Raw genomic sequence first — 15,791 nt, forward strand, 5'->3', positions numbered from 1 at the left:
TCTTCTTATAGGCCCATTAGTTTAAGTTGCACGCGGGTGAGCGGATCATCGGCCTTATGCAGCCGGTCCGTGATATCGAAATGATTATCGGTGCCAAGCTCGAAATATTCGCATGGAAGGCCCGCGGCTCGGCATTTCTCGGCAAATTCCTTTGATTGCTGATGAAAAGAGGCGCTCTCCCCTCCGCCAACCGCGCATAGCACAGGGCATTGGGCGGTGAGGGGGAGATATTGCGGACTGTTGGCCGCCGCCTCCGCCTCGGTGAGGCGGATGTCGGCCTGCAACTCGGTATGGCGATGAGGCTCAATATCAAAGAGGCCGCTTAACGGTGTCGCACCTTTCAGGATATCGGCAGGGAGTTCCATGGCCTGCCAATCCGTTGCCATCATCATCCCGGTAAGATGCCCGCCCGCCGAGTGGCCGGAAAGATAGATTTTGTCCGGGGCGCCATTGTAGTCGGCGATATTTTTGTAAACCCACGCGAGGGCCGCTCGCATTTGCTGGACGATATCCGTAATGGTGACCACGGGGCAGAGATCATAATTGGGAAGGACGACCGTCGCGCCGGCCGCGACAAAGGGCTCGGCAATTTCGCTATAGGTGCTTTTATCCTGCGCCCGCCAATACCCGCCATGAATAAAGACAAGAACGGGCGCGCCGGGGTTGGATGCAGGGAAAATATCCACGCATTGCAAATCTGTGTTGCCGTAGGAGATATCATACTCTCCGGACAGCTTTTCACGAGCCTTGGCACTCCGACCTGCGGCATCCTCGAAATAGCGCATCATATCCGGGACCGTATGGCGCGGCAGATACTCGATGTTCAGCTGGTCAATCTCTTGTTCCGTTATACTTTCTTTCACCATGCCGTATTTTTACCCTGATCTTATTTTGAGTTGTTTACCGCTCATTAATTTGCAGATGCTACCATTTGCTGAGAATTGGAGCATTTGACGTCGATGGTTTGTGAAAATAAAGCACAAAACCCGCGGTAATTAAAGGATCAGGGAACTATGCGGTTCAAATTTACGCATATTGCTGTCTTGTGTGTGGCGTTATTCGTGCCCGTTAACACAGCAATCGCGGAAGAAGTAAGTCTGTTCCGGATCGGTACTGGCGGCGTCGGGGGAACCTATTATCCTGTCGGCAAGACAATTGCCCGGATGCTTTCAAATCCTTTGGGTAAAGAGGACTGTACGCCCGATCCTTGTGGCGTTCCCTATCTTCTGTCTCTTGCCCAGACTGCAAACGGATCTGTTTCAAATATTGAAGATATTCAGTCAGGCAAGATCGAAAGCGGCCTGGCACAGTCCGATATTGTTTATTGGGCGCGAACGGGCACCGGCATTTTCGATGAAACCGGCCCATTTCAGGATATCACGGCGATTGCCAGCCTGTATCGGGAGGATATTCATCTGGTTGCCCGTAAGGATGCCGACATCAGAAGCGTCAGTGACTTGCGCGGTAAACGTGTGTCCCTGGACGATCCTGGATCCGGAACGCTCGTCGATGCAAGGCTGATCCTCGATGCCTTCGGCGTCCGGGAAAGTGAATTTGAAGCTCAATATATCAAGGCGGCGGATGCCATTAAGAAAATGCGCGCCGGACAACTGGACGCCTTCTTTCTTGTGGCGGGCAGCCCATCGAAAGCGATTGCAGAGCTCAGCGAAGAAGGTCTGATCACCCTCGTACCGATTGACGGACCGACAGCAACGATGCTGTCTCGGGAAAATACCTTTTTCTCTACATCGGTCATAAAGGCAGGGAGCTATAAAGGCGTCGATATGGTGCGCACATTATGTGTGACGGCCCTCTGGATCGTCGATAGACGGCAGAGTGAAGAGGAAGTTTATGAGATTACCAAAACATTCTGGCGTAATCTGCCAGCAATCAAGAAAATGAACCTTCATCCGAAGCTATCCAAAATCTCAATGGGAACAACCTTTGCGTCAATGAGTGTTGCGCTGCATCCGGGCGCACAGAAATACTATCGCGAAATTCGGGAGAATGTCGCCGATACCAGGACGAACTAGGTACAGATTGAAATGCTAGCCTCCTCCATCTCCCGTAAAAACGGGAAAATAAATTTTAAAGGACTGCTCACACGACAGAACAGTTATGTCATCGCGATTCTGGCACTCACCTTGTTTGTCATTGGAACTATTCGTTATGTACAGGAGACGCTTTCCGGTATTGAGGAGTCTATCCCGGTCCAGGTTATTGAAGATTCTCAGGCAATGGCCTCGATCCTTTTTGATGTTGAAGATGTCATCCAGATAGTAGCCGTAGCCAAAATTGCGCAGGGTGAGGAACGGGCCGAAGGTATCGAGTTAGCTCAGCAGAAACTACAAGAAGTCAGCATTGTTCTGGAGCAGAAGCGCATCAAATATGGGTTCGATAACCTGATTGGAACAGCTGCCATTTATGGTATCTTGAGACCGGCATTATTCGACCTTGAGGGATGGCTTGAAAACGGGGTCGGCGGGTTGCCGCCAACATCAGATATAGTGCTGAAGGCAGCTCTGGATAGAGGGCGTACGGCTCTTACTAAAGCCGATAGTCTCCATGCGCAATCCAATAATACCGCAGTCGAGTTACTGAGGGTACAAGCGGAAAAGATCAGTGTCTTTCGGGATGCTGTTCTGCTCGTCCTGATTGGTCTCGCAGGGCTTGCGGCCGTGCTGATCTATTATATCTATAATCGTCGGGCGTCTGAAATGGCGTTGGAACAGAGTGAACTAAAGCACCGTAGAATTTATGAAAATGCCACAGAAGGCATTTTTCAGGCGGATACGAGTGGTGCTTTTATTATTAACGCCAATCCGGCGATGGCTGACATTCTGGGATATAGCTCATCTTCAGAGCTTGTTGACGAAGTCTCTTCGTTTATCGATGAAGTATATTTAGACCCGTCGATTGCCGAGAAGCATCTCATGCTTGTCTCCAAGGGGCAGTTTTTGATAGACCAGATTTACCAATGGCGTCGAAAGGACGGCTCTTTGACCTGGGCTGCGCTTAACGCACATGGCGTGTTTGATAGCGACGGTAAGATGCTGTATCTCGAGGGTACGCTTACGGATATGAATGACCGTGTGCGAGCCGAGGTAAATTTGCGCAAAGCGAAAGAAATGGCCGAACTTGCGAACCGCACCAAATCGGAATTTCTAGCTAATATGAGTCATGAGCTTCGTACACCGCTTAACGCCATTATCGGTTTCTCCGAATTGCTAACGTCGGAGGCGTTCGGGCAGCTTGGCCATCCCAACTATAAGGAATATGCGTCGGATATCCATGGCGCGGGGCGGCATTTGCTGGGCCTGATCAATGACGTGTTGGATGTAGCGAAGGTTGAGGCGGGTCAGCTGCAGTTGTCGGAGCGGAAAATTGATCTTGCGTCTGTCATACAGTCTTGTTTCCGCATGCTCTCAGTTCGTGCAGCAGAGGCCGGGGTCAGCTTGCAGACGGAACTTCCCAAGGAACTCCCGGTATTCTTCGGCGATGAGACCCGTATCAAACAAATCCTCGCAAATCTTGTCTCTAACGCGGTTAAATTTACGAACCAGGAAGGTTTTGTGACGGTGGGGGTTGAAATTCGCTCAGACAATGGGATCAATCTTCGGGTTGAGGATACCGGCATTGGAATTGAGCAGTCGGATATTCCTCGCGTCCTTGATCGGTTTGGCCAGGTGCAGACCAACTATGCCCGCAATAACGATGGAACAGGTCTTGGCCTGACGCTCGTTCAGATGCTTTGTGATGTTCACGATGCTCGATTTACACTGGAAAGTGAAGTCGGGGTTGGAACCGTTTGTACCGTGATCTTCCCGCCTGCGCGGACTGTGCAACTCAAAGAAGCGGGTTAGGCCTGTATCGAGGCGAGCAAAGGCTTCAAAACATCTGCTTGAAAGAGAGCAACTCCAACAGCCACGAGCATTAATACAGCCAGAGTGACATTGATCGCGCGCAAAACTTGGTGCGACTTGACCATCCGCCGCAATAAATTGCCGCCATAGCACCATAGGGAATTAAACGGCAGGCTGACCAGTAGAAATATCATAATGATGATGAAGACCTGCGACGTATAGCTTTCTTCCGGTGTAACAAACTGTGAAAAGGCAGCGACAATCGTCACCCAGGCCTTTGGGTTTAGGGGATGCAGGATTAAACCGGCGAGATAACCCGGCCGGTCTGAACTCTCCGTAAGGGTTGGGTTGGCGGTGGCCACCCGATAAGCGAGATACAGGATATAAAAAAGCGACGCGCAGAGGAAGACAAGCTGTAAGACGGGGGAGGTCGTGAACAACGTGCCAAGCCCTAGCGCAGTCGCTATGCAGACAAGCAAAAATCCCGATATGCTTCCGATCAGGAAGGGAAACGAGCGCCAGTAACCAAAATTGGCTCCCGACGCCATCAGGAGCATATTCACAGGACCCGGCGAGCCCACCATCGACATTGCGAACAATGCAACCAAAGCCATTTTTCCGTAATCCATGGGACACCTTGCGAGCTGCAAAAGGAATATCAAGACAATTTACATTGTCTCAATATTGTTATAATAATGTCCCCGTCAAATTCTATATTGTCACAATGACAATTTAAGGGAAATCGAATGAAGAAATTCGAGGAAATTGTCGCCCTGTTTATCGAGAAGATAGAGGATGGGACGTTCCAGCCGGGTGATCGGTTGCCGACCCATCGGGACCTTGCTTATGACTATGGCTGCTCCATCGGCACAGCCAGTCGCGCCTACGCTGAGTTGGAAAGGCGAGGGGTTTGCTATGGCCGGATCGGGCAGGGAACCTTTGTCTACGGGACACCTCGTGATGAGGCAGGAATCGGTAAAGGCGCAATATTTCCCAAGGAAAGTTGGAGCGAGGGGCAGCGCGGCCTGACGGACCTTTCAAAGAATAGCTATTTTCATCACGAGACGGAAAATCGGTTGCGCGATGCCGCGCAGCGACTGTTTCGGCGGAACGAACCGGGGGCGTATTTTTCATACTCCGACAGCCGCGGGCGACCGCGCGACAGAGAAGTCGCCGCAACCTGGCTTTCGACAATGCTTCAATCTGTTGATCTGGATAATATTATTATCACACAGGGGGCTCAATCCGGCCTTTATCTGGCGATGGCAACCTTGGCAAGTGCCGGGGAGACAGTTGCGACGGAAGCGCTTGGCTATCCCGGCATCCGCGCCGCAGCTTATGAGCTTGACTTGCGGCTGGCGCCTGTTGCAATGGATGAAGAGGGACTAGTACCGGAGGCCTTCGCGGATATTTGCCGGCGGGGCAATGTGAAAATACTAGTGACCGTGCCGACCAACCATAATCCAACGGGTGCAACACAGTCTCTGGTCCGGCGGAAACAGATTATCGATATCGCACGCCGCTATAGCGTTACCATCGTTGAGGACGGCGTCTATGCCCCGCTGCAGAACTGGGGGGTTCCAACTTATCGCGATCTTGCGCCGGATATCTCGTTATTTCTCACCACCTGTTCCAAAGTCATGAGCCCGGCACTTCGTCTTGGGTACATGGTGGCGCCGGATAATCTGGTGCCGCGGTTGGCGACCAAAATGACGACGATGACCTGGATGACGTCGCCCCTAATTCTGGATATGGCGAACTTTCTTTTTCAATCTGGTCAGGTTGCTGAACAGGGGCGTCAGCTTGTTGAAGTCTGTTTTAGGCGCGAGAGGCTGGCGCATGACATATTGGGGCGCTGGCTCGACAGGCCACTCTCTCCATCTCATTCACCGCTTTCGCATATTTGGATCAGGCTACCTGACGAGCAATCGATGAACGATTTTGTTTCGTCCGCCCGTCGAGAGAACATCGTTGTCGTTGCGGGTGATACCTTCGCTATGAACAAGTCCGTTGATGTTGACCATGTCCGGATATGCCTGATGGCGGAACCGCGTGAGGATAAGCTGGTGAAAGCGCTGGAGCGTCTGGCGACTTTGCTCGCCCATGAAAATTCCCCTGTCATGATGGTGTGAAGCAGGAGTGGCGCTTACGGCGTTTCTTTTTCTTTTGGGCGGCTGGGCCGGGAGAGAATGAAACCGGCTCCGATCCCCATCAGTATAAGCATAGCGGTCAGGCCATACCAAGGCGTGCTTGAAAACAGAATAACCAGTGCTGCACTTATTGCCATGGTCGATAGCGCAATAATCTTGGCGCGAAGCGGTATCACCCCGTATTTCGACCAGTCCTGCAACGGTGGACCGAATATCCGGTGATGGTAGAGCCAATCGTGAAACCGTTCGGAACTTTGCGAAAAGGCCCAGAGGGAAATCAGCAGGAAAGGGGTTGTCGGAAGAACGGGCAAAAATATCCCGATCGCTCCGACAATGACAAAAAGCCAGCCGATCAGCAGCAGAACAATTTTCTTGGTGTGCGCCGTCATTCGTCTAGCTGTCTTTCCTGAAGGAGTTTATCTTAGGGTGGTCATACACATTTATTCAGAGAATATAGCCAAAAAAATGAAAGTCCGATTAAAATAAACATTGCTCTCCTGTGTGAATTCCCGGAATAGCTAGGAAGTGGGGCGGTTTATTGAATATCTCTCTATCCGGGTCTGAATGGCATGCGGGTTTCGCTTGATATTAGGTGTCCATGCCGACAGGATGCGAAATAATTCCAGATTTTTTCGTTGATCTTCCGGGCAATCTGGGCTTTCATAAAAAATGAAAGAAAGCATTTGCTAAACTTTCAGCGTTGCCGTGCCCCGTGCAAAAAAAAATTTACAACAGGAATGCGGCGTAACGTTACATATAGATCAATTTAGTTCTGGGAGGATAAATTGAAACTCAAATCGACGATACTCGTAGGTGCGGCGATCGCTGCGCTATCTGCGTTCACAGCGCAAGCTGCCGATACCATTAAAATTGCTTTTATTGATCCGTTATCCGGTCCCTTCGCGGCGACGGGAACGAGCGGCTATAAACAGGCGCAGTTCGCGGCTGATATGCTTGTAAACCAGAAGGGCGGCGTTGTTGGCGGACAGATGTTTGAAGTTGTCGGTTTTGACAACAAGATCAGCCCGAAGGAAAGCCTGGTTCAACTGAAAAGAGCCATCGGTGATGGTATTCACTATATCATGCAGGGAAACAGCTCAGGCGTGGCAAACGCGCTGACCGATGCCGTGAAAAAGCATAACAGCCGGAACCCGGACGAACTTGTCCTGTTTATGAACTACTCGGCTGTTGATCCGGCATTGACCAACGAGAAATGTAATTTCTGGCATTTCCGTTTCGATGCCAATGCAAACATCAAGATGAACGCGTTGACGGACGTGATTGCGGAAGATGAATCGATCAAGAAGGTCTATATCATTGGTCAGGATTATTCCTTTGGTAAGGCTGTTGCCGCCGGTGCTGTGAAATATCTTGGCGAAAAGCGCCCGGATATCGAGATTGTTGGCAATGAACTCCACCCGATTGGCAAAGTGAAGGATTTTACGCCTTATGCCACCAAAATCAGGGCATCAGAGGCGGATGCTATCATCACAGGTAACTGGGGTGCGGATATGGTCGGACTTGCCAAGGCGATTGGCGATGCCGGAATCGATGCGCCGGTCTATACTTACTATGCGGCGAATGATGGTATTACGAAAACCATCGGGGCCTCAGGCAAGAACAAGATCCGGCTGGTTCATGAAGGTCGCGTAAACCCTCCACCGACAGAAGAATACAAGACCTATCACATGGCCTTTAAAGAGAAATATCCGGAAGCTGATATTTCCCAGTTCCGTATCGCCAACGCGCTGGTCATGCTGGCCAACGCGATGAACGAGACCGACAGCACGGACCCGGCGAAAGTTGCCATGGCTCTGGAAGGCATGGAATATACGACTATTCAGGGTGACAAGGTGGTTATGCGGGCTGAAGATCATCAGTTGATGCAGCCAATCAGCATTTCTGTTCATACAGACGAAAATATCGTTCTGGATGCGGATAATTCGGGGTATGGCTTGGTGACCGAAAAGACCATTTCGGCAGCCGATGCGGATATCCCGCCGAGTGGTTGTTCCATGGAACGCCCTGCCAGCTAGGCAACATTCTGAACGAAATACTGGCCGGGCATTTGTCCGGCCAGTTAGTTTCGAGCCGGATTGTATCTGGCCAACAACCAAAATTCACTGTGTAAAAAAGAGATTCAGCCGATGCTCGAATTGATCTTCTTTTCCCTGTTGAACGGCATTGTGACGGGACTGCTGCTGTTCATGCTGGCGAGCGGACTTACGCTTATTTTCTCGATGATGGGTGTCCTTAACTTCGCTCATGCCAGCTTCTATATGCTTGGCGCCTATTTTGCCTATACCATCAGTATCTATCTTGGATTCTGGATCGGCTTGATCGTGGCGCCCATTCTGGTTGGCCTGCTGGGGGCGGTGGTGGAGCGATATGGTCTTCGCTACGTTCATCGCTGGGGCCATGTGGCAGAGCTTATCTTCACCTTCGGCCTGGCCTTCCTGATTGAAGAAGTGGTGCAGTTCATCTGGGGCAAGGATACCAAGGCCTATCACGAGCCGGAAATTCTGCAATTCCCACTCTTTACTTTTTTTGGACAGAATTTTCCCGCCTACAAGGCGTTCATGCTGCTGATTTCAATCGGTATCTTCATCATGTTGCTTCTGATCCTGACCCGTTCGCGTGTCGGATTGATTATTCAGGCGGCTATTCACAAGCCGAATATGACGGCCATGCTTGGCCATAATGTGCCGTTGGTCTTTATGGGCGTGTTCGGTGTTGGCTGTGCGTTGGCCGGGCTGGCCGGGGTCATTGCCGGGCCGGCACTCGGAACTTTTCCCGGAATGGCATTTGTTCTCGGAAGTATTGTCTTTGTGATCGTCGTTGTCGGCGGCTTAGGGTCCCTGACGGGTGCCTTTGTCGCGTCCCTTCTTATCGGGTTATTGCAGACTTTCGCCATCGCCCTTGACTATTCCGTGAATGACCTGCTTCAGCTTTTTAATATCTCGTTTGATGCGGATAGTGCGTTCCGCGATCTCTGGACGCTATCGCTTCCGCAGATTGCGCCGATACTGCCGTATCTGTTGTTGATCCTGATCCTTATTTTCCGCCCGACGGGCCTGTTCGGGAATCGCGAAACATGAGTGAAATTACAAAAACTGCTTCGCCGGTGGCAAGCCGGCCTCTATTGAAAACCCTGACCCCTTGGATCGGTTTCCTGATCTTGCTGTTGGCATTGCCGAATATTTTCTCGTCAAACGTCGGACTCTATACGATGAACCTGATGGGGATTTTTATCATTTTTGCCCTGTCCTATAATATGCTGCTCGGGCAGGGGGGGATGCTGTCCTTTGGCCATGCCGTTTATTTCGGCCTTGGCGGGTTCATGTCGGTTCATTTCATGAATTATATCGAGGATGGAGATTTTACCTTCCCGATGTACTTGATCCCGATATTCGGGGGCCTGATCGGGCTGGTCTTCGGTATTATAATTGGGAGCTTCTCGACCCGACGGGCCGGGACAGTCTTTGCGATGATCTCCCTCGGTGTCGGGGAATTGATGGCCGCCAGTTCTCTTATCTTCGTTGCGTTCTTCGGCGGCGAGGAGGGTGTAAGCGGGGACCGCACCACTGGCCCTGAGCTGATGGGGATTAATTTTGGGCAGGATATCCATATCTATTACCTGATCGCTGGCTGGGTCTTTGTAACCGTCGCCCTGATGTATCTTTTTTCACGTACACCGGCTGGACGGATGGCCAACGCGGTCCGCGACAATGCGGAGCGGGCGGAGTTTGTTGGCTACAGCCAGCGTAAAGTACGCTTCGTCTCCTTCTGTGCCTCGGGCTTTTTTGCGGGGATTGCTGGCGGGTTGTTCGCTCTGAATTTTGAGATTGTGACGGAAGAGAACCTGAATGCGCTGACTTCGGGCACGGTGTTGCTGATGGCCTATATTGGCGGGGTCGGATTTTTCATTGGTCCGATTGTCGGCGCGGTTGTCTTTACTCTCCTGCAAAGCATCCTCAGCAACTACACGGATATCTGGCAGCTTTATGTTGGTATCCTTTTTGTCCTGACGGTCATGTATGTGCCGCAAGGGCTGACGGGCATTATTGTGATGCATACGGCGGCGTGGCGCATGAGACGGATCGGCTTGCTTGTGCTGCCGTATCTGCGCGCGGGAATTCCGGCGCTGGCCATGCTGACGGGGATCGCCACCTTTCTGGAGACCATTCATCATATGCGCAGCTCTGTTGAAGGCGAAACGGCAATGAGTTTGATGGGGGTCGATTTTGACAGCCATGGCATTGTGACCTGGATCGTCATTCTGGCGTTGGTCGTTGTTGGGGGTTATCTGACGCGGAGTCAATTGCCGCAGCTCAGGGACGCATGGGAAATGGCGAATAAACCTCCTGCTAAGGCAGAAGGAGCGGGATCATGACTGCCGCGATTGAGCTTACGGATCTGCGCAAGAGTTTCGGTCCGACAGAAATTATCCGTGGCGTCAACCTGACGATAGAAAAGGGGGAACGGCATGCGATAATTGGCCCCAATGGCGCCGGAAAATCTACATTGTTTCACCTTATCAGTGGTCGATATAACGTCAGTGGCGGTTCGGTTAAGCTGCATGGTGAGAATATCAGTAATTTGCCGCCCTATGAGATTTACCGCAAAGGGCTTTCCAGAAGCTTTCAGGTCACTAATATTTTCCCGAATATGAGCGTGTTCGAGAATGTCCGTTGCGGTCTAATGTGGGTTAAGGATTATAAATATTCATTCTGGCATCTGGTTGATCGGCAACGGGAGTTGAACGAGAGAACAGCGGAAGTGATCGAGGAGATCGGTCTCACGTCCCGGCAGCATATTCCGGCTGGCGTTCTGACTTATGCCGAGCAGCGGGCGCTGGAGATCGGAATCTCGGCGGCAGGGGGCGCAGATGCCATTATGCTTGACGAACCGACAGCAGGCATGAGCCATAGCGAGACCGATCAGGCAATAGAGCTGATCCGCAAGATCACAGATGGAAAAACACTGGTTATGGTGGAGCATGACATGGGTGTTGTCTTCGATCTCGCGGACCGGATTTCTGTCCTGGTCTATGGTGAAATCATTGCTACCGACACACCGGAAAATATCAGGAATTCCAAGGCGGTGCAGGAAGCCTATCTCGGAGCGGAGGCAGAAGAGTGATGCTTGAAGTAAATGATTTACATGCCTTCTACGGAAAAAGCCATATTCTGCAAGGCGTTAACTTTCATGTTGGCGAGGGGGAGATCGTCTCGCTTCTCGGCCGCAATGGTGTGGGCCGCTCAACGACGATCAAGGCAATCATGGGTGAAGTGCCGCCACATGGATCAATAAAGTTTCGTGGGAAGGAAATTTCCGGCCTAAGGGAGCATGAAATTGCCCATCTCGGCCTTGGTTATGTTCCGGAAAATCGAGATGTCTTTCCCGGCATGACGGTGCGTCAGAATCTGATCATGGGCATCAAAAACATGAAAAAGAAGGGCCGCTGGGCAATGGAGGATATGTTCGACATGTTCCCTAACTTACGGGAGCGGGCCGATGTTGACGCTGGCGTCCTTTCTGGCGGAGAGCAACAGATGCTGACCATGTGCCGGACTTTGATGGGGGACCCGGACCTGGTGATGATCGACGAGCCGACAGAAGGTCTGGCCCCCAAGATTGTGACACAGGTAGGGGATCTGTTAAGCGAAATTGCCAAGCGCGGCGTTTCCATCCTTCTTGTAGAGCAAAAGCTTGCCATTGCTCTTCGTATATCACATCGCTTGTATGTCATGGGCCATGGGCATATGGTGTATGAAGGAACCCCGGATGAGTTGAAGGCCAACGAGCAGATCCGCAAAGAGTGGCTGGAGGTTTAGGCGGCTCCATTTGACCAAATGATCCCGGGGCGCGGGGGAATAAGAAAAATGAGTGAAGCGGCTAAAATCAGCCTTGATGACAAATATGAGCTTGAAAGCGGGCAGGTGTTTATTACCGGCACGCAGGCACTTGTGCGCATACCGATTATGCAGCGACAGCGCGATGCGGCGGCGGGCCTGAAAACTGGCGGATTTATTTCCGGCTATCGCGGTTCCCCTCTCGGCCTCTATGATCAGAGTCTATGGAAAGCGAAGCCTTTTCTTCAGAATAATGATATTCACTTTCAGCCAGGTGTGAACGAGGATCTTGCGGCAACAAGCATCTGGGGCTCGCAGCAGCTTCCCATGTTCGGCAAGACGGATTTCGATGGTGTCTTCGGCATCTGGTACGGAAAAGGGCCAGGCGTTGACCGCTCCGGGGATGCGTTCAAGCATGGCAATATGGCGGGCACATCAGAAAATGGCGGTGTTCTCGTCCTGATGGGCGATGATCATATGTCGAAGTCCTCGACTGTTGCGCATCAGAGTGAACAGGCGCTGATGGCATCGATGATCCCGGTACTCAATCCCGCGACAGTACAAGAATATCTCGATTACGGCCTCTATGGCATTGCGATGTCCCGCTATAGTGGCGCTTGGGTAGGCATGAAATGCCTGACCGACACGGTCGAAAGTTCGGCAACTGCCTATGTCGGGCCGGATCGCGTGGATATTGTCATTCCTGACGATATTGATCCGCCTGCGGATGGCGTGCATATTCGCTGGCCCGATACTCCGCTCGCTCAGGAAACGCGCCTGTTGCGGCATAAGATCCCGATGGTCAAGGCGTTTGTCCGGGCCAACCGGCTTGATAAAATAACCACTGATTCAAACGAGCGACGGTTCGGTATTGTGACCACCGGAAAATCCTGGTTGGATGTGGAGCAGGCGCTCAGCGATCTCGGTATCCATGAGAAGGAGATCGAGGAAATTGGCTTGTCCGTTTATAAGGTCGCCTGCCCCTGGCCGCTGGAGCCTGAAGGACTGATTGAATTTGCCGTTGGACTGGATGAAATTCTGGTCATCGAGGAAAAGCGTAGCCTGATCGAGGATCAGATCGCAAGGATCCTCTACGGGATGGAAGTGCATCCGATGCTGATCGGCAAGGAAGATGAGGAAGGCGAGATGTTGCTCCCTTCCGACGGGGAACTTACCCCGGCACTGGTTGCCCGGGCGATTGCGTCTCGCCTCAAGCTTCGTGATTTGCCCGATAGCGTGATGGAGGGGATCAGCGTTGCCGAAGCTCGAGAAAGCGGTAATGCGATGCCTGCCGCACCGGTCACGCGTTCACCCTGGTTCTGTTCGGGCTGTCCGCATAATTCCTCCACCAATGTGCCGGAAGGAAGTCGCGCGATGGCGGGGATTGGTTGTCACACCATGACAATTCACATGCCAAACCGGAGAACCGAAACCTATACCCATATGGGAGCGGAGGGAGCCAACTGGATTGGCCAGTCTCCCTTCACGAATGAAAAACATATCTTCCAGAATTTGGGCGATGGTACCTATTATCATTCTGGCTTACTTGCTATTCGGGCGGCCTGTGCTGCGGATGTGAATATCACCTATAAAATCCTGTTCAACGATGCAGTGGCATTGACCGGCGGTCAGCCTTTTGACGGGCCGCTCTCGCCTTGGCTAATCAGTCAGCAAGTACATGCGGAAGGGGTCAAGCAGGTTGTCGTCGTAACAGATGAGCCGGACAAATACGCCAGCGATACGAAATGGGCACCGGGCGTCAAGATTTTCCACCGCGACGACCTTGACAAGGTACAGCGCGACCTTCGTGAAGTTGAGGGTGTGACGGCACTGATCTATGACCAGACTTGCGCCGCCGAAAAACGCCGCCGTCGCAAGCGCGGCACTTTCCCTGATCCTGCGAAGCGCGCTTTTATCAATGAGCTGGTCTGCGAGGGCTGCGGTGATTGCGGTGTGGTTTCCAACTGCGTGTCAGTAAAACCGCTGGAAACAGATTTTGGCCGCAAACGTGTGATCGATCAGTCGAACTGTAACAAGGACTTCTCCTGCGTGAAGGGATTCTGCCCGAGCTTTGTGACCGTCGAAGGCGGTGGTCTCAAAAAGCCGGAGAAGAAGGAAGTATCAACCACCGAGATAGATATGATGAACCCGGCGGCGGGCTTGCCGGAACCAGCGACTCCTCCGATCAATGGAACCTACAATATTCTGGTGACCGGCATTGGCGGCACCGGCGTGATCACTGTCGGCGCATTGCTTGGCATGGCGGCGCATGTGGAAGGGAAGGGTGCTTCTATCCTTGACCAGACGGGCCTCGCGCAGAAGAACGGCGCGGTGATGAGCCATGTGCGTATTGCAAAATCAGCTTCCGAACTTGCGGGAACTCGCATTCCCAGCCGTCAGACAGACGTTGTTGTCGGTTGTGATTTGGTGGTTGCCGCAAGTCAGGACGCGTTGCAAACCTATCACCTTGGCCGAACCAAGGCGATCATCAATGATTATGTTGTGCCGGTCGCAGCCTTTACGCTCATCCCGGACCTTGCAATGGATCGGGAGACTCTGACCGACCTGTTAAGCCAGAGCCTCGGTCGGGAGCAGACGGAGTTTATCGACAGCACGACACTTGCGACGGCCTTGATGGGCGATTCCATTGCGGCGAACCTGTTCCTTTTAGGGTACGCGTTTCAGCAGGGAACAATACCGCTTTCGCTCAAATCCATTGAAACAGCGATAGAGCTTAATGGCATCGCGGTTGACGCCAACAAGCGAAGCTTCGCTTGGGGCCGTAAGGCCGCCGCCAGCCGGAAAGAGGTCGAAAAAATCGCTTTGCCGGAATCCTCGGCAGACGTCATCGAGATTGAAACTCTGGATAACATGATTGAAAAGCGCAGCGACTTCCTGAAAGGGTATCAGAATAGTCGCTACGCCAAACGCTATCTGAAGCTGATCGAGGCGGTCGGCAAGGCGGAGGCGGCAGTTAAGCCCGGCTCCACGGTGCTGACCGAGGCTGTCGCGCGCTACTATTTCAAGCTGATGGCCTACAAGGATGAATATGAGGTTGCACGGCTCTATACGGATGGCAGCTTTACGAAAAAGCTGAATGACCAGTTTGAGGGGGACTTCAAGCTCAAGTTCCATCTCGCCCCGCCGATCTTTGCCAAGAAGAACCCGGAAAATGGCCATCTCATCAAGCAGGAGTTCGGCCCCTGGATGATGAAGGCTTTTGGCCTGCTAGCCAAGTTCAAGGGTTTGCGCGGGACGCCGCTCGATCCGTTTGGCAACACCGAGGAGCGAAAATCCGAACGCGCGCTGATCACGGAATATGCCGACACGATGACCGATATCGCCGCGAAGCTCACCAAGAACAATCTTGCGCTTGCCGTCGAGATAGCCTCGGTGCCAGAGCATATTCGTGGCTTTGGTCATGTGAAGGAGCAGCATCTGAAAACCGCGAAGGCCGAGCGGGAAAACCTGCTTGATCGCTTCGAAAAAGGGGACGTGGAAGCCCTCGCCGCGGAATAGAAGAGATGGCCGTCGATCCACATCTCGTGGAACAGCTTCGGGATGTGCTGGGCGATCATCCCGGCCTTTCCGAGAAAAAAATGTTCGGCGGCATCTGTTTTATGCTCAATGGGAATATGCTCTGTGCAACGCGTGTGGGACGCTTTATGTTCCGCGTCGGTAAAGAGCGTGAAGCTGAAGCGCTGGACATGCCCGGCGCGGAACCGATGCAGCATGGCGCGCGCAGGATGCCGGGTTTCATCTGGGTGGACGCGGGCGAGGCGATCGAGACCGGGCTGGATCGCTGGACCTCGCTTGCGCTTCGCTATGTCGGCGGAATGCCGCCGAAATAGCCCTCCATGATTGACCAGCGCGTCTGCAAGAGGTAGGAAGAAACCTCCAGTACAATAATAAGGTAAGCGCTA

At 52.4% G+C, this 15,791-nt stretch carries 13 protein-coding genes; 10 read left to right on the top strand and 3 right to left on the bottom strand.

Going from position 1 to position 15,791, the window contains the following annotated elements:
* Positions 1-5: 5 nt before the first annotated feature.
* Positions 6-866, bottom strand: a complete 861-nt coding sequence (locus tag LKE13_RS11195) for an alpha/beta hydrolase (protein WP_227951343.1) — start codon at positions 864-866, stop codon at positions 6-8.
* A gap of 147 nt (positions 867-1,013) precedes the next feature.
* Between LKE13_RS11195 and LKE13_RS11200 the strand changes: the two genes are divergently transcribed.
* Positions 1,014-2,033 (top strand): TAXI family TRAP transporter solute-binding subunit, encoded by a 1,020-nt coding sequence (locus LKE13_RS11200; RefSeq protein WP_227951345.1) that lies wholly within the window; start codon positions 1,014-1,016, stop codon positions 2,031-2,033.
* 12 nt (positions 2,034-2,045) lie between these two features.
* Positions 2,046-3,863: a PAS domain-containing sensor histidine kinase gene (locus LKE13_RS11205; RefSeq protein ID WP_227951348.1), complete on the top strand. Its 1,818-nt coding sequence runs from the start codon at positions 2,046-2,048 to the stop codon at positions 3,861-3,863.
* On the opposite strand, the gene LKE13_RS11210 is transcribed toward LKE13_RS11205, so the two are convergent.
* Positions 3,860-4,477 (bottom strand): LysE family translocator, encoded by a 618-nt coding sequence (locus LKE13_RS11210; RefSeq protein WP_227951350.1) that lies wholly within the window; start codon positions 4,475-4,477, stop codon positions 3,860-3,862. The genes LKE13_RS11205 and LKE13_RS11210 overlap by 4 nt on opposite strands.
* A gap of 132 nt (positions 4,478-4,609) precedes the next feature.
* Here LKE13_RS11210 and LKE13_RS11215 point away from each other — a divergent pair, with 132 nt between their 5' ends.
* Entirely contained in the window at positions 4,610-5,995 is a 1,386-nt protein-coding gene (locus LKE13_RS11215; RefSeq protein ID WP_227951352.1) for a PLP-dependent aminotransferase family protein, read from the top strand.
* A gap of 14 nt (positions 5,996-6,009) precedes the next feature.
* Here the strand turns inward: LKE13_RS11215 and LKE13_RS11220 are convergent, their stop codons facing one another.
* The gene (locus LKE13_RS11220) at positions 6,010-6,402 is read right to left on the bottom strand and encodes a YbaN family protein (protein WP_227951355.1); all 393 of its coding nucleotides are present in this window, start codon (positions 6,400-6,402) and stop codon (positions 6,010-6,012) included.
* A 396-nt stretch (positions 6,403-6,798) separates the two neighbouring features.
* On the opposite strand from LKE13_RS11220, the gene LKE13_RS11225 reads away from it, so the two are divergent.
* The 7 genes from LKE13_RS11225 to LKE13_RS11255 all read left to right on the top strand — a co-directional run bounded on the left by LKE13_RS11225 (position 6,799) and on the right by LKE13_RS11255 (position 15,719).
* On the top strand, positions 6,799-8,049 hold the full coding sequence (locus tag LKE13_RS11225) for a branched-chain amino acid ABC transporter substrate-binding protein (protein WP_227951357.1): 1,251 nt from the start codon (positions 6,799-6,801) through the stop codon (positions 8,047-8,049).
* Between the two features lie 111 nt (positions 8,050-8,160).
* Positions 8,161-9,111, top strand: coding sequence for a branched-chain amino acid ABC transporter permease (locus LKE13_RS11230; RefSeq protein WP_227951359.1), 951 nt, complete (start codon positions 8,161-8,163; stop codon positions 9,109-9,111).
* Positions 9,108-10,406: a branched-chain amino acid ABC transporter permease gene (locus LKE13_RS11235; RefSeq protein ID WP_227951361.1), complete on the top strand. Its 1,299-nt coding sequence runs from the start codon at positions 9,108-9,110 to the stop codon at positions 10,404-10,406. The genes LKE13_RS11230 and LKE13_RS11235 overlap by 4 nt, the downstream gene beginning before the upstream one ends.
* Complete coding sequence (locus tag LKE13_RS11240; protein WP_227951363.1) at positions 10,403-11,155, top strand: ABC transporter ATP-binding protein; 753 nt, start codon at positions 10,403-10,405, stop codon at positions 11,153-11,155. The genes LKE13_RS11235 and LKE13_RS11240 overlap by 4 nt, the downstream gene beginning before the upstream one ends.
* A complete protein-coding gene (locus LKE13_RS11245) occupies positions 11,155-11,850 on the top strand; it encodes an ABC transporter ATP-binding protein (RefSeq protein WP_227951365.1) in 696 nt (231 codons plus the stop codon). Before LKE13_RS11240 ends, LKE13_RS11245 begins: the two co-directional genes overlap by 1 nt.
* A gap of 48 nt (positions 11,851-11,898) precedes the next feature.
* Positions 11,899-15,387 (top strand): indolepyruvate ferredoxin oxidoreductase family protein, encoded by a 3,489-nt coding sequence (locus LKE13_RS11250; protein WP_227951367.1) that lies wholly within the window; start codon positions 11,899-11,901, stop codon positions 15,385-15,387.
* A gap of 5 nt (positions 15,388-15,392) precedes the next feature.
* Complete coding sequence (locus LKE13_RS11255; protein ID WP_227951370.1) at positions 15,393-15,719, top strand: TfoX/Sxy family protein; 327 nt, start codon at positions 15,393-15,395, stop codon at positions 15,717-15,719.
* The last annotated feature ends 72 nt before the right edge of the window (positions 15,720-15,791 follow it).

The sequence above is a fragment of the Sneathiella sp. HT1-7 genome (assembly GCF_020731145.1).
Taxonomy (GTDB): domain Bacteria; phylum Pseudomonadota; class Alphaproteobacteria; order Sneathiellales; family Sneathiellaceae; genus Sneathiella.

What these genes read in the sequence shown, in the direction of transcription:
- LKE13_RS11240 (WP_227951363.1), top strand. Translation starts at nt 10,403, where the DNA reads ATGACTGCCGCGATTGAGCTTACGGATCTGCGCAAGAGTTTCGGTCCG.
- LKE13_RS11205 (WP_227951348.1), top strand. Translation starts at nt 2,046, where the DNA reads ATGCTAGCCTCCTCCATCTCCCGTAAAAACGGGAAAATAAATTTTAAA.
- LKE13_RS11215 (WP_227951352.1), top strand. Translation starts at nt 4,610, where the DNA reads ATGAAGAAATTCGAGGAAATTGTCGCCCTGTTTATCGAGAAGATAGAG.
- LKE13_RS11195 (WP_227951343.1), bottom strand. Translation starts at nt 866, where the DNA reads ATGGTGAAAGAAAGTATAACGGAACAAGAGATTGACCAGCTGAACATC.
- LKE13_RS11255 (WP_227951370.1), top strand. Translation starts at nt 15,393, where the DNA reads ATGGCCGTCGATCCACATCTCGTGGAACAGCTTCGGGATGTGCTGGGC.
- LKE13_RS11210 (WP_227951350.1), bottom strand. Translation starts at nt 4,477, where the DNA reads ATGGCTTTGGTTGCATTGTTCGCAATGTCGATGGTGGGCTCGCCGGGT.
- LKE13_RS11230 (WP_227951359.1), top strand. Translation starts at nt 8,161, where the DNA reads ATGCTCGAATTGATCTTCTTTTCCCTGTTGAACGGCATTGTGACGGGA.
- LKE13_RS11220 (WP_227951355.1), bottom strand. Translation starts at nt 6,402, where the DNA reads ATGACGGCGCACACCAAGAAAATTGTTCTGCTGCTGATCGGCTGGCTT.
- LKE13_RS11200 (WP_227951345.1), top strand. Translation starts at nt 1,014, where the DNA reads ATGCGGTTCAAATTTACGCATATTGCTGTCTTGTGTGTGGCGTTATTC.
- LKE13_RS11250 (WP_227951367.1), top strand. Translation starts at nt 11,899, where the DNA reads ATGAGTGAAGCGGCTAAAATCAGCCTTGATGACAAATATGAGCTTGAA.
- LKE13_RS11235 (WP_227951361.1), top strand. Translation starts at nt 9,108, where the DNA reads ATGAGTGAAATTACAAAAACTGCTTCGCCGGTGGCAAGCCGGCCTCTA.
- LKE13_RS11245 (WP_227951365.1), top strand. Translation starts at nt 11,155, where the DNA reads ATGCTTGAAGTAAATGATTTACATGCCTTCTACGGAAAAAGCCATATT.